This window comes from Rhodococcus sp. 15-649-2-2, from assembly GCF_002258645.1.
Classification (GTDB): Bacteria; Actinomycetota; Actinomycetes; order Mycobacteriales; family Mycobacteriaceae; genus Rhodococcoides.
The window spans coordinates 28,598-49,828 of the sequence record NZ_NPFM01000008.1; the positions used below are offsets into that span (position 1 = coordinate 28,598).

Annotated in this window: 9 protein-coding genes; 2 read left to right on the top strand and 7 right to left on the bottom strand. The window is 65.3% G+C overall.

From position 1 onward, the window contains the following. Positions 1-25: 25 nt before the first annotated feature. The 4 genes from CH305_RS03520 to CH305_RS03535 are packed head-to-tail and all read right to left on the bottom strand — an operon-like array spanning position 26 to position 16,197. Positions 26-7,645: a non-ribosomal peptide synthetase gene (locus CH305_RS03520; protein WP_094702693.1), complete on the bottom strand. Its 7,620-nt coding sequence runs from the start codon at positions 7,643-7,645 to the stop codon at positions 26-28. Continuing rightward, a complete protein-coding gene (locus CH305_RS03525; protein ID WP_094702695.1) occupies positions 7,646-11,008 on the bottom strand; it encodes a non-ribosomal peptide synthetase in 3,363 nt (1,120 codons plus the stop codon). After that, entirely contained in the window at positions 11,005-12,684 is a 1,680-nt protein-coding gene (locus tag CH305_RS03530) for a (2,3-dihydroxybenzoyl)adenylate synthase (RefSeq protein ID WP_179278172.1), read from the bottom strand. Before CH305_RS03530 ends, CH305_RS03525 begins: the two co-directional genes overlap by 4 nt. Positions 12,685-12,690: 6 nt before the next feature. After that, a complete protein-coding gene (locus CH305_RS03535; protein WP_094702697.1) occupies positions 12,691-16,197 on the bottom strand; it encodes a non-ribosomal peptide synthetase in 3,507 nt (1,168 codons plus the stop codon). 198 nt (positions 16,198-16,395) lie between these two features. Here CH305_RS03535 and CH305_RS03540 point away from each other — a divergent pair, with 198 nt between their 5' ends. Next, positions 16,396-17,373 carry an ABC transporter substrate-binding protein gene (locus CH305_RS03540; protein WP_094702699.1) on the top strand — a complete coding sequence of 326 codons (978 nt, stop codon included), beginning with the start codon at positions 16,396-16,398 and terminating at the stop codon, positions 17,371-17,373. A 63-nt stretch (positions 17,374-17,436) separates the two neighbouring features. On the opposite strand, the gene CH305_RS03545 is transcribed toward CH305_RS03540, so the two are convergent. Further along, positions 17,437-17,853: an HIT family protein gene (locus tag CH305_RS03545; RefSeq protein WP_032405741.1), complete on the bottom strand. Its 417-nt coding sequence runs from the start codon at positions 17,851-17,853 to the stop codon at positions 17,437-17,439. A gap of 20 nt (positions 17,854-17,873) precedes the next feature. After that, positions 17,874-18,905, bottom strand: coding sequence for a serine/threonine-protein kinase (locus tag CH305_RS03550; protein WP_094702701.1), 1,032 nt, complete (start codon positions 18,903-18,905; stop codon positions 17,874-17,876). A gap of 97 nt (positions 18,906-19,002) precedes the next feature. Between CH305_RS03550 and CH305_RS03555 the strand changes: the two genes are divergently transcribed. After that, the gene (locus tag CH305_RS03555; RefSeq protein WP_094702703.1) at positions 19,003-19,794 is read left to right on the top strand and encodes an HAD-IIA family hydrolase; all 792 of its coding nucleotides are present in this window, start codon (positions 19,003-19,005) and stop codon (positions 19,792-19,794) included. Here CH305_RS03555 and purB read toward each other — a convergent pair whose 3' ends face one another. Next, entirely contained in the window at positions 19,795-21,213 is a 1,419-nt protein-coding gene (purB, locus tag CH305_RS03560; protein WP_094702705.1) for an adenylosuccinate lyase, read from the bottom strand. It lies immediately after the preceding gene. Positions 21,214-21,231: the final 18 nt, after the last annotated feature.

Below are 21,231 nucleotides of genomic sequence, written 5' to 3' on the forward strand. Positions count from 1 at the left end.
GGTGAGGCGACTGACAAGGTAGCACTTATGAGGTAACCCTTGCCTCACTAGTCGCATCGGCAGCGAGAATTCGACACGCTGCGGACACCGTGTCGTGCCACAGCGTCGCGAGCGTCTCGACGCCCTCGAGCACCTCCTCGGGCCAGGTCATCGTCACCCCCAGTACCGACGAGCCGTGCTCGTCGTGGACGTAGCTGTCCACGATCAGCGCATAGCTGCAGGGTGTCGCCACACCGGGGGTCGAGTCGAGACTGCCACGCAACCGGCTGGCACCGAACGGCCCGCCGGTTGCCGCGTCGAAACGACCGAGGTAGTTGAATTCGATTGCTGCATCGGGAGTTCCGCGCAGCACTTCCTCGGCATCGCCGCCCATCCACCGCAGCATTCCGTACGTGGATCCATCCCCCGGCACGGACTCCCTCGACGCTCTGGCCGATTCCGCCAACTCACGCAGAACAGCCTCCGCGGCAGCGGGATTCGCCTCGTGCGCGATCAATGTGCGGTGATCCCCACTCTGCGCGGTGATGCGCAGCGGGAACACTGCCGTGAGCCAGCCGACCACCGACGAACCATCCACCCGATCCGACGCGACCCCCGTCCGTCCGTGGCCTTCGACGTCCACCAGTAACGACTGCGTCGTCGTGATCTCACTGTCGATCCACTCCGCCGCCGCAGCAGCGAATGTGGCCAACAACAGGTGTTCGACGGAGACGCCGAGGCGAACTGTGGCGGCCGACAACAGGTGCGCGCTCTCGTCCTCCCGCAGCGCGAAGTCGACGGTGCGCACGCGGGCCCCCGTATCGACCACCGGGTCGAGCGGACGCGTCAGAGGGATCGTTGTCGCTCCGTCGCCGACGCTCGCCCAGTAGTCGAGATCGGCGTGAACCCGAGGTGCGGTTGCCAGAGCGAGCACCTCGTGCGCCCACTGCCGCATCGACGGTCCGATCGGGGTTCGCTCGGTGGCTGTCTGCTTCCACAATGCGACCAGATCCGGCAACAGGATCCGCCAGCTCACGCCGTCGACCACGAGGTGATGCATCGTGATCAGCAGCTCACCGGACGATTGGGGGTCGGTTCGGTGTCGCAGCCACACGATGTCGACCATCCTCGCGTCGGCCGGGCTCAATCGGGCACGCGCAGCTCGTGATTCGACACCGACACGGTCGGCCAACTCGGACTCGGTCAGAGCGTCGACGTCTTCGACGCGTATCCACGGGCGCACGTCGGCACCGTCCGGCAACACCGTGAAGATCGACTCGGAGCCGGGATTGCGTTCGAAGCACGAGTTCAGAATCGGATGACGGGCGGTCAGCAGCGAGACCAGCTCCGTCAGCGAGTCTTCGGTGAGCGACGCCGGTGCCTCGAGCAACACCGCCTGCGAGATCTCGTCGATGGGCCCGTCGAGTGCGTCCATCCACCGCACTATGGGTGTCAACGGTACGGTTCCGTGCGGATCGATCGTAACGCCCTCTGGCTGCGACCCTGTCGAAACAACCACTTCTGCAATACTTTCCGGCGTTCGGAATGACACGATGTGCCGCGGCGACACCGTGAGGCCTGCCGACCGGAGCCTCGCGGCCAGCTCCATCGCCATGATGCTGTCTCCGCCCAGGTCGAAGAAGTCGTCGTCGGCACCGACCTCGGTCACGTGCAACACCGCGGCCGCGGCCGTGCAGATCTGCCGCTCCGCATCGGTATCCGGGGGACGACCGGAGCGCGTCGCGAGCTCGGGCTCGGGCAATGCAGAAGCATCGAGCTTGCCGTTCGGCTGGACCGGAAACGCATCGAGCACTGTCAGCGACGCCGGCACCATGAACGACGGCAGCAGACCGCGCAGGCGGGCACGGACGGCATTCGGATCCAGCGAATGTCCCTGGTCTGCCACCACATAGCCGGCGAGTGCGGCACTCCCACTCTGGGAATCTCGCACCACCACCCGCGCGTCGGCCACGGCGTCGAACTCGCGCAGCCGGACCTCGACCTCGCCCACTTCGACGCGGTGACCGCGAATTTTCACCTGATCGTCCGAGCGGCCCCCGTACCGCAGGGTGCCGTTCTCGGTCCACGCGACGAGGTCCCCGGTCCGGTACAGCCGCGTGCCGTCCGCCGCGAAGGGATCGGCAACGAATCGGTGTGCTGTGCGCCCCGGCGCATTCCGGTATCCCCGCACGACGCCCGGCCCGGCGAGGTAGAGCTCGCCGAGCACGCCGGGCGGCACCAGTCGAAGACTTCTGTCCAGCACATAGGCCTGCATGTTGGTCACCGGCCGGCCTATCACCGGATCATTCGACAGTTCGGTGGAGGTGTACACCGCATCGACCGTCGCTTCGGTCGGCCCGTAGAAGTTGTACGCCACCAGGTTCTGCATGCTGCGCAACCGATTCCACAGCTCGGCGGACACCGCTTCTCCCCCGACCCCGACCGTCGAAAGAGTGTCGATCGAACCCGATCTCATCATCTGCTCGAGCAACGACGGCACGACCTCGATGAAGTCTGCCGACAGCGCAGTCAATCGAGCAGTCAGTTCCACTGGGTCGAGAACTGTCTCGGGATCGATCAAATGCACTGTGTGGCCGCCGAACAGCCACAGCTGCGGCTGCCAGGACGCGTCGAAGGCCATCGACCACGCGTGCGCCACGTTCAGAGTCGACTTACCCGCGCGTCGGGCAGCCGGCTCGTGCACGTTCTCGCGATGCGAGTGGTACAGGTTCGTCAGGCCACGGTGTGGGACCAGAACGCCCTTGGGCACACCTGTCGTGCCCGAGGTGTAGATCGAATACACGGGGTGGTCGGGATGCAACGGTGCCCGCCGTTCGGCATCGGTGATGCCTACCGAATCAGCGGGTGAAGCAGCAAGCGATGCAACGGAATCCGTGGTCACCGTGACCACCGGCTGTGCGTCGTCGAGAATCTGGCTGGTGCGGTCGGCCGGCCAGTTCGGATCGATGGGCAGATATGCGGCCCCGGACTTCATCACGCCGAGGATCGCCGCCATCGTGATCACCGTGCGCGGGGCCACGACGGCCACGAGGTCCTCGGCGCCCACGCCCGCACCGGTGAGCCACCGTGCGGTTCTGTTGGACACGCAGTCCAACTCGGCGAACGTCAATGCCGTGGTGGCGTCCTGAACGGCGATCGCATCGGGCTGCAGCGCCACCTGTTCGGCAAAGAGTTCGACCAACGTCTCGGACGGATAGGTGCGCGGGATGCCGGCCTGCTCACCGGTGAGCCGGTACGCCGTTGCCTCGTCCACGAGGGGCACCGACGCAATGAGTGGATCCCCCGCCTCGGCAAACGTCCGAAGCACCGCCGCCATGGCCGACGCCACCGCCCGTGCACGCTCGACCGATACTGCGTCGCTTCGATATTCCACCACCAACCGCAGTTCCTCGCCCGGAAACACCGTCAACGTCAGCGGGTAGTGCGTCACCGTGTGGAATCCGGCGACCGAGACCGAGAAGTCCTCGGTATCGACACCGGAGGTATCGGCGGCGGCGAAGTTCTCGAACACCACGAGGGTGTCGAACAGCGTTCCCCCTCCGAGGGCCTTCTGGACGTCTGCGAGACCGACGTGATGATGTGCGGCCACGGTGACGGAGAAATCCCGGAGGCCCGCGAGAACCGACGACACGGTGGCGTCGGGCCCGATGTCGACGCGCACCGGGATGGTGTTGATGAACAGCCCGACCATGTCGCCGGCGCGGTTCAGGTCGGTCGGGCGTCCCGACACCGTGGATCCGAACACCACCGATCCGGAATCGGTGAACGCCGAGAGCACCACTGCCCATGCCGCATTGATCAATTCGCTCGCTGTCACCGATCGACGACGAGCGGAGGCTGCCAGGCGGGCAGAGTCCTGCACATCCCACCGCATCTCGATCTCTCGAGCCTCGCTTCGCACCTCGGACGGCGACGCGGTCGGGGCCAGGATCGTCGGCACCACGTCGGCACCGAGCGCTCGACGCCACACATCGATCGACGAGCCGTCCCGCCGCGACAGCCATCGAAGATAGTCGTCGAACGACGCGGAAGCCGGTAGATCCCGGCCACGGTAGAGCATGAACAACTCGGTGCCGACGGTCCCCATCGACCAACCGTCGACGAGAAGGTGATGCACGGTGAGCACCACACGATGTACCTGTTCTCCGCAGTCCAGCAAGAGAACTCGCACCAGGGGACCGTGCTCGATGTCGAAGGTACGTCGGTCCTCGTCGACCAGAGCGCGCGCCGAGGGCGAATCCGGATCGTCGACCGTGTGCCTGCGCACGGGCACTCGTTCCGTGTCGCGGACCGCGACGGTGCTCCCGGTACTCAGGGTGAGAAAGCGTGAGCGCAGAGCCGGGTGGCGCTCGGACAATGCGTCGAGCGCGGCCTCGAGTCTTCCGACGTGCAGCTCGCCTCGTACCTCGAACTCGGTGGCGATGACGTAGATTTCCTCCAGTCCGTCTCCCGCAGCGACCGACTGGAATGCCAGCCCTTGCTGCAGCGGAGTTGCCGGGCGTGCAAGCTCGGGATCGATACCGAGTGTGCGTAACTCGGTCAGGTCCTGTACGTCCAGTAGCGGCGCGGTGTTGTCGGGTTCTGCTACAGCACTGTCGGTTTCGGTGCGTCTGGCTCGTTCGACCAGCCCAGCGACTGTGCGGCACTCGAAGACATCGGCGGTCGTGATCACCAATCCGGCACCCCGTGCGTGATGAACCATGGTGATGGCGGTGATGCTGTCGCCGCCCAACGCGAAGAAGTCGTCGTCGACCCCGATCGACTCGGCACCGGCACGAGTCGCATCGGCGAACAGGTCGACAAGGCAACGCTCGTCGTCGGTGACAGCCGCTCGTGACCGGCTCGGTCCGTTCTCGGGAATCCCGCGCTGCGTCAGAGTCATCAGGTCCGTCTTGCCGTTGGGAGTACTCGGTAAACGGTCGATCGCTACCCAGAACGCCGGCACCAGATAGTCGGGCACCCGGCCGCGCAGGACGTCGCGTACTGCGGCGGCATCGACATTGCCGGGGGTCACGTAAGCGATCAGCACGGTTGCGCCCCCGTCGTCGGTCACCGCGACCACCGCGCACGCATCCACGGATTCGATATCGGCAGTGAGGTTTTCGATCTCCCCCAGCTCGACGCGATGGCCTCGGACCTTGACCTGCCGGTCGGCCCGTCCGAGGAATTCGAGAGCACCGTCGTCGAGGATGAGGGCTCGGTCACCGGTGCGGTACATCCGGCTGCCGTCCCCGTCCGGGTCTGCGACGAACCGTGCGGCGGTCTCGGCCGGTCTACCGAAATATCCGCGGGCGAGCTGCGCCCCCGAGACATAGAGTTCGCCGCCGATCCCTGTTCTCCGCGGACGCAGTCGGTCGTCGAGCAGGCCGAGGACCGTGTTGTCCACCGCCGTTCCGATGACGGCCGGGTCGGTTGTGACCCGGTGCACGGCAACGTCGCCCGCCACCTCGGAGGAACCGTAGGAGTTGTGTACCGTCGCATCGGGCGTGGCGCGTCCGATCGCATCGATCGTGTTGCCGGTCAACGGCTCTCCGCTGAGTATCCAACTGGTCAGCGAACAGCATTCCTGCGGCGAGGCCGTCACCAATGCCGCGGCGAGTGACCCGACGGCGGTGATCTGCTCGGCCCCGGATCGAGCGACGAGCTCGACCAATGCACTCGCATCGGCATACTCGTGATCCTGCGCCAGCACCAAGCGCTGGCCTGCGAGAATTCCGGTCAGCAGTTCGGTTGCTCCGTCGATGAACGACAGCGAGCTCTTGGCAACCCGACTCGTGGGAACGCCCCACTTCGGCGTCGCCCAGTGCAGACGATTGGCCAGCGCGCTTCTGGTTCCCAGCACTCCCTTGGGCGTACCGGTCGATCCCGAGGTGTACACCAGATAGGCCCCGCACTCGCTCGGGATGCTCCGGGCGAAAGGTTCGTCCACCACCTCGATCGCCGAACTCGAGTCCATTGTCGTCGCGGTCTCGAGAGCGGTCAGCGCTGCGGGGGTGGCATCGTCGACCAACAGAATGTCGTGGCGAGAGTCTGCGAGAACGTAGTCGATGCGCTCACGCGGGTAGCGAATGTCGATGGGTACGAACACCGCACCCACGTCGATAGTCGCCAGCAGCGCAGCCACCATGTCGACGCCCCTGCCGAGGGCGATCGCGACGCGGCTCTCGGTCCCGACTCCGTGTGTACGCAAGAGCGCCGACACCTCGGCCACCCGGGATCGAAGTTCGGTGTAGGTGATCGCGTCACCGCCGACCGTCAACGCGATGTCCTCGCTCGACTGCGCGAACCTGTCGGCGAGGGCCGTCTCCAGCGTCGACACCTGCCGAGACGCTCCGACGCTGTATCCCTGGCCGGTGGGGGCCGAGAGGAACTGCGACACATCGACGTCCGGACGGCTCGTCATCCGGTCGAGCATCTCGACGAACGTCTCGGCGCACAACGCGGCCGAACGATGATCGACGGCGGCGGCGTCGTGCAGCACGAACGCCCACAGAGCAGGGTCGGGGCCGACGATCAGAGCCATCGGAAAACTCATATGTGCGCCCAGTACCGTGACCCCATCGACGGCGGCACCCGCTTCGGAGGGCAGTGTCGGGTAGTTCTGGTACACGACGATCGTGTCGAACAGTTCACCGCCGCCGACGGTTCCGGCGATCTCGGACAGACCGAGGAACCGGTGCTCCTCCAGGTCGAGATGGTCTGCCTGTAGGCCGTCGACCACGTCGGCCACGGACGACTTCGAATCGAACCGAAGCCGCACGGGCACGGTGTTGAGTAGCAGACCAACCATCGCCTCGGCCCCGTCGAGGTCGAACGGCCTGATGGAGCTCGCCATTCCGAACGCCACGTCGCCTGCCCCGGTCCGAGCCGCCAGCATCGACCCCCAGGCCACCTGCACCATCACGTTCGTGGTCACGCCGCGGCTGCGCGCGTAGTCGGCGACACGCCGGGCCAGCCCGTCGGCGATGTCGAGGTCGAGACGGGAGCACGAATTCGTCTGCGCTGGTCTGCTATCGGCAATCAGGGTCGGAGAATCGAAGCCGTCGAGATAGTTCGACCAGCGCGCCAGCGCCGCGTCACGATCCTGACCGGCCGCCCAGGCCAGGTAGTCGCGATAGTCAGGAGCAGGGGCCAGCGCAGCCGAGTCCCCCGATGTGTAGAGGGCGATCAACTCACGAACGAAGATCGCCTCGGACCATCCGTCCATCAGGGCGTGATGGTAGGTGATCAGCACCCGCGGTGACCGAGGATCGGTTGAGTACGCGAAGCGGATCAACGGCCCTTCGAAGAACGCGAATCCGGCGGACCTGTCGCGGCCCAGGTGATCGCCCCAATCTCCGCCGACTGGTGTCGGTTCCGGTGACGATGCGCGCGGAACCACCCAGACCAGATCACCGTTGCGACGCTGACGCAGTAGCGCCTTGATGTTCGGATGACGCTCGAGCAGGTGCTCGACAGCTCGAGTGAGGCGGTCGATTCGTACCGGAGCGGACAGATCGAGCACCGTCTGAGAGAGATACGGATCCTGTGTCGCTGCAGCAAGACTCGACTGCAGATACATTCCCACCTGGAGCGCCGTCAGTGGGAGGACAGCCGCGATCTTGGATTGCGGGGTCGCCGCGGTATCGGTCGTCGTGTCGGTCACTCACATACTGCTTTCGAATTCGTCGAGCTCGTCCTGGGACAGATCCACGGTGACCGCTGCGGCCGAGACCGCAGGCCGGGCAGTCTCGTCGGAGACGAGTTCCGCACCGAACATCCGCACTGTTCGCTTGCGCATCACCTCACGTGGTGCCAGCGGTATCGTGGCCTTGCGCGCCCGCGACGCCACGGCGAGCGAGGTGATGCTGTCACCGCCGAGGGCGAAGAAATCGTCGTCGATACCCACCCGGGTGACCCCGAGAACTGCCTCGACGATCTCGCACAACATCGTCTCCACCGGTGTTCGCGGCGGCACGAACGTGCCGCCGACCGCGGCATCGACGGCCGGCAGAGCCCGTACATCGAGTTTGCCGTTGATCGTCATCGGAACGCGTTCCAGCGCAGCGAACAGCGTGGGCACCATGTACTCCGGCAGGACGGCCGCGAGCTCGTCCCGAATGGATCCGAAAAGCGCGGAATGGTTCTCGGACGCAGTGGCATCCCGGGGGACCACGTACGCAGCGAGCGCCCTGGTACCCGCTCCGATGTCCACGGCCCGCACCACCGCGCCCGCCACCGCGTCGCAGTTCGCCACTGCCCGCTCGACTTCCGCGGTCTCCACGCGATAGCCGCGGATCTTGACCTGGTCGTCGGCACGGCCCAGATAGTCGAACAGGCCATCGGGCCTGATCCGCACCAGATCGCCGGTACGGTACATCCGCTCGCCCGGCGACCAGGGATCGGCGACGAAACTGGTTGCCGTTTGCGCGTATCGGTGTAGGTAGCCGCGGGCCAGACCGACACCCGACAGGTGCAGCTCGCCGACAGATCCCATGGGAACGGGTCGCAGCCACTGATCCAGAACGTACGCGCGGGTTCCGAGGATCGGTGCGCCGATCGACGGGGTGTCGCTGTCTCGGGTACCGGCACCGAGCGCATTGATCGTGTACTCGGTGGGTCCGTAGAGGTTGTAGCCGACACCGCCGAGCTGCTGCCACAACGAATCGGGAACCGCCTCCCCGCCCAGGAGCACCAGTGGAATCCGATGCCCGTCATGCTCGTTCAGCAGTCCCAGATCCAGCAGGTGCCCGGCGTACGTGGGCGTCACGTTCACCACGTCGATCAGGTTCTGCTCGCAGTATCGCGCCAATGCTTCACCGTCACGACGCAATTCCTCGTCGCAGACATGCACCTCGTGGCCTTCGACGAGCCACAACAACTCTTCCCACGACATGTCGAAGGAGAACGAAACGGTGTGCGCGATCCGCAACGTCCGATCCTCGGCCGCGGCGATGGTGGGGCCGAAGATCTGGTCACGGTGGTTGATCTGCATGTTCGTCAGGCCCCGGTACGGGGTGACGACGCCTTTGGGTGTGCCGGTCGAGCCCGAGGTGTAGATGACGTAGGCCGGGTGCTCGAGGCGCCCGGGCGTCCCGGGCGCGAACGGGCCCGAGTCGAACTCCGACGGCTCGACGCGTTCGGACAATTCGGCAGCCACAATGGGATCGTCGACGATCATCACGGTGGCGTCGGTCGTCAGTCCACGGGACTGCGTCTCGGTGGTCGTCACGAGGATCGTGGGCCGTGCGTCGGCCAACATCAGGTCGAGGCGATCGCTCGGATAGTCGAGTTCGAGGGGCAGATAGGCCGAGCCGGTGCGCAGTACCGCGAACAGCGCCACCACCATCTCCACCGACCGAGGCAGCGCGAGCGCAACGATGCGTTCCGGACCTGCACCTCGGCGCAGGAGGGCCCGTGCGCACGCACCGACCCGCGCGTCCAGGTCACCGAACGTCACTCGTTCGGCCCCGAACACCAGCGCGGTCGTCTCGGGGACCGCCGCGGCGCGGTCGGCGAGCAACTCGGCGATCGTGGAATCGCGCAGCCGCTCCAGCCTGTCGTCGAAACCGTTGTCTGCGATGCTCATCGATTCGGCTGCCGGTGCAGGCCACTGTGATAAGGGCAGATCGGATTGCTCGGCAACGGTTTTCAGAGCATTCTCGAAAGAATCGAGCAGGTACCGCGCGCGATCGTCGTCCACCGAGTCGGGCAGGTACGTCACCGACAGATTCAGCTCGCTCCCCGGGTCGACGGCAATCGACACCGGGAACTCCGAGCCGTCGACGGTCGAGATGTGTCGCACCTGCTGCTCCGGCGTCGCACCGGTGTCGGCTGCAGGACCGGCTGCGTTGCGCAGAACCAGCAGGGTGTCGAACAGCGCACCGGCACCGATCGCATTCTGAATCCCGCCGAGACCTAGAGTGTCGTGTGCCATCAGATCCAGGCGCTGATCCTGCACCCGCGTGGCGATGTCCGCAGCTGTATCGAATCCGCCTGCCGCGACCCTGAGCGGAACGGTACTGATGAACGCACCGATGGCGCGCTCCGAGCCCGGCACCTCCATCGGGCGCCCGGCAACGGCGGTACCGAATACCACGTCGGACCGACCGGACACTCGCATCAGCACGCTCGCCCACGCGGCGGCCATCACGGTGAAGAGCGTCGAGCCGGCGTCGCGCGCAACCGAATCCAGTCGAGCGGACACTGCCCGCGACAGTCTGTGTTCGACGCGCCGAGGAGCCTCGTCGCCGCCCTGACCCGAATCGGCCACCAGTGTGGGGGTGTCGACATCGCCGAACCAGCGCTGCCATGCACGCTCGGACTCGGCCCGGTCGCGAGAGGTCAACCAGCGCAGATACTCCCGGTAGCCGTGATCGAGGTTCGGGCTCGCGCCGTCGTACTGCTCCAGGACGCGAGAGACCAACAACGCCGAAGAACCACCGTCGAAACACCCGAACCAGTAGGTCGTCAGCAGGCGGTCGACACCGTTGGGCAAGTGCACGAGCGTGACCCTGAACAATGGAGGCGCAGCGATGTCGAACGACTGCTGCCGGTCGTCGGCGAGTACCCGGTTCCACTGCTCTTCGAACTCGCTCGCCGAACTGTCAACGAGGTCCACCACCGTCAACGGTGCCTGCACCGTCGACAGCACCACTTGCACCGGCATGCCGCCGTCGGGAGTGACGAACGCCGTCCGCAACGACGCAGTGGAGTCGACCACCGACTGCAGAGCGCGGCGAACCCTGTCGCCGTCCTGAACCCGGTCCACCTCGACCACGGTACGAACGGTGTAGAGCTCGGTGGCGTCCGCATCCACACCGACCTGATAGACCAACCCGAGCTGCAGCGGCGACAGTGGCCACACATCGTCGACGGAGCCGAATCGTGCCTCGAGCGAGTCGAATTCGGACGACTCGAGGGCGGCGAGAGGACCGCGCTCGACCTCGGGGGTCTCGCCACCCCGGGTGCGACGCAGACGATCGGCCAGCAACCGCCGCTTGATGTCGTCGAGATCCGTGGGCTTCATCGAGTTGCCTGCCGTTCGGTGAACTGCGCGACGAGCATGGACTTGTCCACTTTGCCGATTGCCGTGACGGGAAGCGAGGGTCGTGCGACCACCCGATCGGGCAGCTTGAACCCCGCGCAGCCTGCGGCCGTGAGGAATGCGCGCACCTCGGCGACGGTCGGAGCGCTGCCGTTCCGAGCGGCGTCGTTCGGAACGATGACGGCGCAGATGCTTTCGCCCACAGCGGGATCGGGTACTCCGATCACCGCTGCTCGGGCAACTCCGGGATGGGTGAGCAGGAGATCCTCCAGCTCGTCGGCCGCAACGTTCTCACCGTTGCGGGTGATGACGTCCTTGATCCGGCCGGTGACGACCAGGTGACCGGAGGACAACTGTCGAACCTGGTCTCCGCTGCGATAGAAACCGTCGGGGGTGATGGCCGCCGTATTGTGTTCTGCTGCAGCGTAGTAGCCGTTGATGGTGTACGGGCCGCGGGTGAGCAGCTCGCCCGTCTCCCCTACCGGGACGGCGTGGCCGTCGGCATCGACGATCCGAATCTCGTCGTGCTCGGACAGGGGACGCCCCTGGGTGCCGATCACCAGATCCGGTGCATCATCGGTCCGCGTGTAGTTCAAGAGCCCCTCGGCCATCCCGAACACCTGCTGCAACCGGCACCCGAGCGACGGTTCGACGAGCTTGGCGATCTCGGGTGTCAGCTTTGATCCTCCGACCTGCAGCAACCGCAGACTGGACAGGTCCGCCTCTTCCCAGTCCGTCGCCTCGCACCACAGATGCGTCAGTGTCGGAACCAGTGCAGTGACCGTGACCCGATGCTTCTCGATCACCGCGAACACCTGATCGGGACTGGGGGTACGGGAGAAGACCACCGTCGCTCCGACCCCGAGCGCACCGAGCAGACCCGGACACGCCAGCGGAAAGTTGTGCGCAGCAGGCAGAACCGCCAGATAGACATCGTCGGTCGTCAGCTCACAGACCTGCGCGCTGGACCGTGCGTTGTACTCGTAGTCGTTGTGGGTACGCGGAATCAACTTCGGCAGACCCGTCGTTCCGCCGGATACCAACAGCACTGCAACATCCGCGGGGGACGCACGCGGAAAATCCCGTGGCGCACCGACGACGGCAGACAAAGGACTGTGCGAGCCGCAAGAACCGTCGACAAAGACGTCCCGAATGCTCGGCACCGCTGCCACTGTCTCGTCGGCCAGCGCGCGATAGTCGAAATGTCCGTCCCGCTCCGCGATCACGTACGCCACGGCTTCCGATGTGGCTGCCAGATGGGCGATTTCGCGTCGACGATGCGCAGGGAGAGTGAGCACGGGAACCGCACCGCACTCGAGCAACGCGAACAGCACAACCGCGAACGACACCGAATTGGGTAGTTGCACCACCACTCGATCACCCGGCTCGATACCGCGGTCGGCAAAGCCTGCTGCGGTCGCTCGTACACGCGAATACAGCTCGTCGTACGTCAGCTCCTCGGCTTCGTCGACGACCGCGCAGCGAGGGCCGAACCGGTGTACCCACGACGTGAACACGTCGGGAAGTGTTGTATCGCGCCAGAGTCCGGCGTCGAGGTACGTCCGGGCTCGGCTCTCGTCGAACGGTACGAAGTCAGCATCGCGCTCGATGGCTGGGTGCACTGTGGATTCCCGATCGTGGAAGGAGTGAGTGGGCATGTCGAGTCAGGGACTGTGCTGGTGGTCGAGTGCGGCCAGCAGTTGGTCCTCCGACATGGATTCGATCGACACGTAAAGCTCTGCCGTCGCCTCGAGCAGTTCGGCGTCACCTTCTGCTGCGATCATCGATTTCGCCAGACCCGACACGGTCGGGGCGGTGAACAGCATCCTCACCGTGACGGAAGTGATGTCGAAGGCCGTGCGAGTTCGGGCGACGATGGTGGTCGCCAGTACGGAGTCGCCGCCCAGCGCGAACAGGGTGTCGGTGACTCCCACCTCCTCGGCACCGAGCACGCTCTGCCAGATCAGGGCGAGTGCGCCCTCGAGTCGGGATCGAGGCGCAACACGAGCACTGGCTCGCTCGGTATCACCTGCCGCTCGGCAGAGTTGGACGATTGCCGCCGAATCGATCTTGCCGTTGACGGTGAGCGGCAGGGTGCGCAGTGCCACCATCCGGTCCGGCACCATGTGGGCAGGCAGACGGTCGGCAACCCGGGCGGTGATGCCCGCCACGGTTTCGTCGGGGTCCGCGTCGGAATCGCCGAGAACCACCGCTGCCATCACCGCGGCGGTGCCCGAGCGATCGACAACTGCTGCGGCCGCAACGACCACAGGATCGCTGCTGAGGACGGCTTCGATCTCGCCGAGCTCGATGCGGAACCCGTTGATCTTGATCTGGTTGTCGACGCGGCCGATGAATTCGACCATCGAGTCCGTGCCGTAGCGAACCAGATCGCCGGTGCGGTACCAGCGGTAACCATCGGCCTCGACGAAACGCTCGTTCGTGCGCTCGGGATCGCCCAGGTAACCATCGGCCAATCCTGTTCCTGCCACCCACAGCTCGCCGGGCACCCAGTCCGGTACCTGGTGCCCACGCGCATCGACAACCCGAAGCGCCGTGGATCCGAGCGGCACACCGAACGGGACTGTGCGCCAGTTCGGATCGACGTCCACGACCTCACAGATGCTGTTGTGGATCGCGGTTTCCGTAGCGCCACCGAGTCCGGCGAACCGACATCCAGGTACCGCGGCCGTCAACCGGCGATAGAGATCGATACCCACCTTGTCCCCGCCGAGCATGACGACCTCGAGCGAACGGCCCAGATCCTCACCGGTGGACAGGATCATGTCCAGCAGCGGCGGTACGCAGCTGATCACCGTGACTCGATGCGCACGGATCAGAGTGACCCAGCGCTGCGGATCCTTGCGCTCGTGCTCCTCGATGAGCACGGCCGTACCGCCGGCTGCGAAGACCGAGAACAGGTCGAAGGTGCACAGGTCGAAGTCCAACTCGGACAGGCACAACGGACGGTAGCTTTCGTCCAGCTCGAATCGTCCGATCAGGTCGCTGATCGTGTTCATCGCGGCGCGATGCGAGACCACGACACCCTTCGGTTCGCCCGTCGAACCGGACGTGAAGATCATGTACGCGGGAGCGGTGTCGGGTCCGAGATGCGGTGCGGGCAGAGGCTCCCCGAGGACGGCGTCGAGAATGGTCATTCCGCAGGCTCCACCCCCGGCCACAGTGAGGCCGTCGTCACCCGATCCCCCGATCGTCACCGCAAAGTCGGCTTTTCCAGCGATCAGCGCAGCCCGACTCGCCGGTTGGTCGACGCCGATCGGCACGTACACCCCACCTGCGGCAAGCACACCGAGGACTGCGGTGACCTGGTCGGGCCCCTTCGGCAGCGTCACCCCTACGGTGTCCCCCACTGTAACCCCGCGATCTGTCAGTGTCGCAGCCACTCTCAGCGCACGGTCGCACAATTCGCCGTAGGTCATCGACTCGTTCTCGCCCCACTCGAGAGCGATCGCGTCCGGTCTTCTGGCCGCCCGGTCGAAGAAGGCGCGGTGCAGGGTCTCGGTCCCGGCTGCCGGCACCGCATCCGTGCGCGGTACATCGGCGGCCGGGGTCCGCAAGAGAAGTTGACGCGACGGAGCCAGCTGGCCCACCGGCTTCGTCCAGACGGCATCCTCGTCGACGAGGCCGCGAACGAGCGATTCGAAGGCGTCGAACATCGCCTCGGGAACCCCTGGCAGGAATTCGTTCTCGCGAATGTCCCAATTGACCAGCACGCCGCCGTCGAGCTCGGTGATCTGTGCGTCCAGAACCACCTGCGGTCCCTGCGACATGATCCACACCGGGTCCCCGAACACCTCCCGCGCACGGCCGTCGAACAGCTCGCCCAATCCGAGCGCACTGGTGAAGACGACGGGCGCGAGTACCGGTTCCCCTCTGCGACGACCGAGGTCGCGAAGTACCTCCACTCCGGAGTAGTCGACGTGCGAGGCGTCCTCGTGCAGGCGTGCCCGCAGCTGCCGGGACCGCTCCGCGAACGAAAGGTCCTCGCTCAGATCGACATCCAACATGACCGAGGACGAGAAGTCGCCGATCAGTGCGCCGACGGCCGGGTGCGTCGGGGCACGGTCGAACATCGGAACGTTGAGCAGGAATCGCTGTTCACGTGACCACGCCCCGACCACCTCGGCGAAGGCCGATGCCACCGCGACCGCCGGGGTGACGCCGTGCGCACGAGCCTGCGACTGCAACTGCGAATACGCATGCGAGTCGAGATGGAACGCCCGTCGTGTTGCCACGGGTGAGCCTGAATCACGTTCGAGCAGCGGCAGAGTGGGTGCTCCGGGTAGAGAATCGAGTCGGTTCGACCAGTATTTTTCAGCCTGCTCCCGAGCGTTGCGGCGATCGTCCGGCCGGTCGGTGAGGTAGCGCTCGTAGCTGTAGTCGATGGTGGGGAGTGCCCGACCGTCGTATGCCTGCGCCAGATCTGCGACCAGAATGCGAAAGCTGACGGCGTCGCCTGCGATCATGTCCATGTCGAGATGCAGACGAGTTCGACCGTCCGGCAACAGCGACAGGTCTGCCGAGAACACCTCTCCCGCTTCGATATCGAGCATGTGGTGGGTCAATCGTTGTCGAGTTCGTTCCAGTTCGGCTGCTGCGTCGTCTGCGCTCCGCAGATCGTGGACCGTCAACCCTCGCCACCCCGGGGTGGACTCGATCACTTGCTGCCCGTTGTCGGTGATCCGAGCTCGCAGCATGTCGTGCCTGCGGGCCACGGCGTCGAGCGCGTTGCGCAGTCGATCGGGATCGACCCCTTCGCCGTCGAACTCGGTGTACAGATGCGGCGCGACGCCGCCGAACCGCTGCTCTGCGCTGCGTCCGATCCAGTAGGCATGCTGAAGCACGGCGAGGTCGAAGCTGCCGGTGTCGGGCCGGTTCGACTCCGGTGTGCGAGCAATGGGCGCGGGTACCGGTTCGATTGCCGCACCGACCAGTTCGGACCAGGCCGAGACCGTGGGCCGCGCAGCAAGATCGGCAAATGTCACCGCCCTACCCTGTTTGCGGAATCTGCCGACCAACCGCATCAGCACGATCGATTCCAGCCCCAACTCGAACAGGTTCGCATCGACAGGCACAGCCTCGGGCTCGGAGCCGATCAGTTCTGCGACCTGCGCCCGCAGTTCGTCGGTCCCGATTCCGTGCGGATCCATCCGGTGTGTCCCTTCGATCGGCTGCGCTCTGCGTCGTACTGGGTGTGACCAGGAGTTTCGCCACCTCAAGTCCATAAGGAAAGGCTACCCTCGCTTAGCCGACCCTGAGGAGGCTAACATCTGGCGGCACGGAGAAGTGGACGGCACCTCCAGCACCGCCCGAAACCTCGAACCAACAGACGACAACGGAAGTGACTCATGTTTGCTCATCGACGCCGCAGCACACGCTTGCTCGGATCCCCACCACGCGTCCTCGTCGGGGGCGTCTCCGTCCTGGTACTCGTCGCTGCCGCGGCGTGTGGCAGCGAGACCGCGGACCAGGGAAGTTCCGGCACCCAGGCCGTCGACCTGAACGCTAACCCAGCCGCATGCAGCGAGAACGACCGCGTCGACGCAGTCGACCGAGCGTCAGGACCGTTCACGTACACCGACGGCCGCGGACGGACCATTTCGCTCGATTCACAACCGACCAAGATCATCGCCGACGAGGAATCCGCCGCAGCGCTGATGTCGTACGGAATCAAGCCCATCGCCATCTGGTCGACCACTCCGATGAGCACCAGCCCCATTCTGAGCTGCTCCGATCTCACCGGCATCGAATCGGTCGGCGAGAGCTGGGGCACATTCGATTTCGAGAAAGCCGCCAGTCTCGAACCGGATCTGGTCATCGGTGAGTTCAACCCACGATTCGGCCAATTCGGCAAGCTGACCACCACGGCCGACTCGTCCAAGGCCGACACGATCGATCAGCTCGCTCCGACCCTCGGGGTCACCTTGGACACGACATCGACCGCGAAGACCATCGAGAACTATGCCGAACTCGCGTCCTCGCTCGGCGTCGACCTCGACACCCCGCAACTGGCAGACATCAAGGCCGACTACGACGCTGCCGTCGACAACTTCAAGAAGGTTGCCTCCGAACGCCAGGACCTCACCGGAGTCGGAGTCTGGCCCCTCGATGTCGCATTCGTCTACCACGACGTTGCCAACGCAGCTGATGTGAAGCTTGCCGACATTCCGAGCCGCTACCCCGGTTTCGACACCATCGCCGCCGTCGACAAGCAACAGATGGTGCTGTGGGACTACGGCGCCAACAAGAGCTACAGCCGCTACACCAACACGATCAACGTCTACGCGGACGCACTGTCCAAGGCACAGAAGGTCACTGCCGAGTAGTCGTATCGGGCACGGGACCATCGGCACATCTGCCGGTGGTCCCGTTCCGTTCGGTGGTGATCACTACAGGGCAGCTGCGATCTCGGTCGCCAGTCGGTCGAGTTCGGATCGCTGCGGGGACGACGGGCGAGCACGGAGACCGAAGCCGTCGCCGATCATGCGCGGGATGACGTGCAGATGCACATGGAAGATTTCCTGGCCTGCCACCGTGCCGTCGGCGAGGAACAGGTTGACGCCGGCGACGCGTGGATTGCTCGCGCGCACAGCGGCGGCCACTTTCTGGCCCACGACGAACAGATGGGCACCGACTTCCGGCGGCAGCTCCGCCAGGGTCCGGAACTGCTCCCGGGGCACCACGAGTACGTGCCCGCTGGTGAGCGGCCGAATGTCCATGAACGCGACCACTGTCTCGTCCTCGTGGACGCGAGAGGACTCGGCCGTCCCGGCGATGATCTCGGCGAAAATTGTGTATGGATTCACAGTTACCGACTCTAGGGTGCTCAGTCCCCGTCGATCTCTGCCCTGGGGAACGGCGTCAGTTTGGTGTTGTCGACAAGGCTGCGGTGAAAGGAATTCAGCACGGTTGTCGGGCGGATGTGACGATCGACGAATGCTTCGATTGCCGGCGATATGCCCTCGGGCCGCACTCCCCCGATCCAGCTCTGCGGTAAAGCGTCGCGTTCGCTTTCACTGAATTTGTCGGCGATCAGGGTCCGGAGCAGCTGACTGGCGGTGTAGACACGGTCGTACGACAGGTGTCGGTAGAGAAACGTGGACTCGTGCGTGGACAGGTCGAAGGTCGAGCTCGAGGCGAGTCCGAAATCTGCAAAATAGAGTTGTCGCCCGTCGGTCAAGATGTTGGCGAAGTGCGCATCGAAATGCACGAAACCGTGCGCACTCGTGAAGTCGGTGGTCCGCGCGAGTGCGTTCTCGGCCCACAGGAAGAGCGCATCGCCGTCGGAACCGTTGCGCTGCTGGGCAATCCATTCACCCAAAGTGTGCGGTATGTGTTCGAGGAACACCACCACACTGTGCTTGCAGGTACCGATGGCCTCCAACCGACTCCGTATTGCGGGCGACCCCTCCCAGTAGGTCACCGCGCGTTCCAAGCCCCCGAACTCGTCGACGAATCCTTCGGGGGCCGAGTCCGGGAGAATGCGCCAGTGATACATCGACGGGAATCCAGGAAATTTCCCGTCGAGCACCCACTCGGTGGTCATCGTGTGAGCGGCGAGTTCGCGCCAGGCACCGAAACCGGATGACCCCACCCCGTATTGATAGAACGTCGGGAGCCCGAAAAGGTTCGCAGTCGAGAACCTGTTCTGCGGCATCATCTCGAAGTCGGTCAACGGGATACGTTTGACGAAGACTCGGTGGCCGTCGACGTCCATCTCCATCGAGCGACCGCCGATTCCTGTTCCGAGCGGAGTAGCCGTCGCCACCGCCCGCGCAAGTTCTCGGTCACTCATCGACGACAGGAGTGCGCTCGCAGCCGTATGGCGGGCGCGACGCTCGACATGTTGTGCATCCATCGGCCGGCTCCTCACTGCCTGCATCGGACGCGCTCGACCCTACGTGGACGACATGACTGAGGCTGCAGGCGTTCGGTAACCCGACTACTGTTTGCCGATGGGTATCGGCGGGATTCTTTTCGACATCGACGGCGTTCTGGTGACGTCGTGGCAAGCGGTGCCCGGGGCCGCGGAGACGTTGAAGTTTCTGGACAGCAAGGACATTGCCCGTGCGTTCTTGACCAACACCACGTCGAAGACACGCGAGCAGATCGCCGGTGCGCTGCGCGATGTCGGGCTGGACGTGCATTCCGACGAGATCGTCACGGCCGCGTCGCTCACCGCGGATCATCTACGCGAGAACTATCCGGACGCGCGGGTGGTGCTGATCAACAACGGTGAGATCGCCGGCGACATGCCGGGAATCGAATTCGTCGACGAGACGTCCGAGGATCCCGACGTCGTCGTGGTCGGCGGTGCCGGGCCGGAGTTCACCCACGAACGCCTCAGTCGCGTCTACGACTGGTTGTGCCGCGGCATACCCGTCGTCGCGATGCACAGGTCGTTGATGTGGAGCACGGGAGCCGGTCTGCGCATCGACACCGGCATGTATCTGGCCGGAATGGAACAGGCCTCGGGCCATACCGCGAAGGCCATCGGAAAGCCGGCACCGCTGGGCTTCCGGACGGCATCCGAGCGGATGGGCGTCGACCCGGACGATGTCGTGATGGTCGGCGACGACCTGGACAACGACGTTCTCGCCGCCCAGGTCGTCGGCATGACGGGAGTTCTGGTGCGCACCGGGAAGTTCCGTCAGGATGTTCTGGATCGTCGCATCACGGATGAATTCGCGATGGAGCCCGACCACGTGATCGACTCCGTCGCCGACCTCCCCGACGTCCTTTCTTGACTAGAGAATCGGCGACGGGCTGTAGGACGCTCCGCCCGGGAACTTCGCGATCAACCGCTCCACGGCCGAGACGACAGCGCTGACCTGAGCGTCGGCCGCACCGATGAAGGCGGTCTTGTCTGCCAGTGCAGCATCGAGGGCAGCCCGATCGAGCGGGAGTCGATCGTCGGCGGCCAGCCGGTCGAGCAGGTCGGGTTCTTGTCCCCGCTCGCGCATCGCGAGCGCGACGGCAACCGCGTGCTCCTTGATGGCCTCGTGCGCCGTCTCGCGTCCGACGCCCGCGCGCACGGCGGCCATCAGGACCTTGGTCGTCGCGAGGAACGGCAGGTAGCGGTGCAGTTCCTTGGCGATGACGGCCGGGTAGGCACCGAATTCGTCGAGCACGGTCAGGAAGGTCTCGATGAGACCGTCGATGGCGAAGAAGGCGTCGGGCAGGGCGACGCGGCGCACGACCGAACAGAAGACGTCACCCTCGTTCCACTGCGCACCGGCGAGCTCGGCGGCCATCGATCCGTAGCCGCGCAGTACCACCTGCAAGCCGTTGACGCGCTCGCACGAGCGGGTGTTCATCTTGTGCGGCATCGCCGACGAGCCGACCTGCCCCGGCTGGAAGCCTTCGGTGACGAGTTCGTGGCCCGCCATCAGTCGGACGGTATGCGCGAACGAGGACGGTCCGGCACCGATCTGGACCAACGCGGAGACGACCTCGTGATCGAGCGAGCGGGGATACACCTGGCCGACGCTGGTGAGCGTGTGCCGGAAACCGAGGTGATCGGCGACGATGCGCTCGAGTGCGACGAGCTTGGCGGAATCGCCGCCGAAGAGATCGAGCATGTCCTGCGAGGTGCCCATCGGGCCCTTGATCCCGCGCAGTGGGTAGCGAGCGATCAGTTCCTGAACCCGGGCCAGGGCCAGCAACAGCTCGTCGGCTGCGGAGGCGAAACGCTTGCCCAGAGTCGTGGCCTGAGCCGCAACATTGTGGCTGCGGCCGGCCATGACGAGCGAGGAGTACTCGGCAGCGCGCTCGGCCAACCGCTTGGCGACCGCGACGCCGTGCGCGTGCACGTGTTCCAGCGAACGGAGTATCTGCAGCTGCTCGACGTTTTCGGTGAGGTCGCGACTGGTGAGGCCCTTGTGAATGTGCTCGTGGCCGGCGAGGGCGTTGAACTCCTCGATCCGAGCCTTGACGTCGTGTCGGGTGACCCGCTCACGCTCGGCGATCGACGCGAGGTCCACCTGGTCGACGACGGCTTCGTAGTCGTCGATCGCGGCGTTGGGGACGTCGACTCCGAGGGAGGACTGCGCGCGGAGCACGGCGATCCACAGCTGCCGTTCGAGGGCGATCTTGTGTTCCGGCGACCACAGCTCCACCAGTTCGGGACTCGCGTAACGGGTGGCCAGGACATTCGGGATGCTCACGAGCGTCCAGCTTACGTG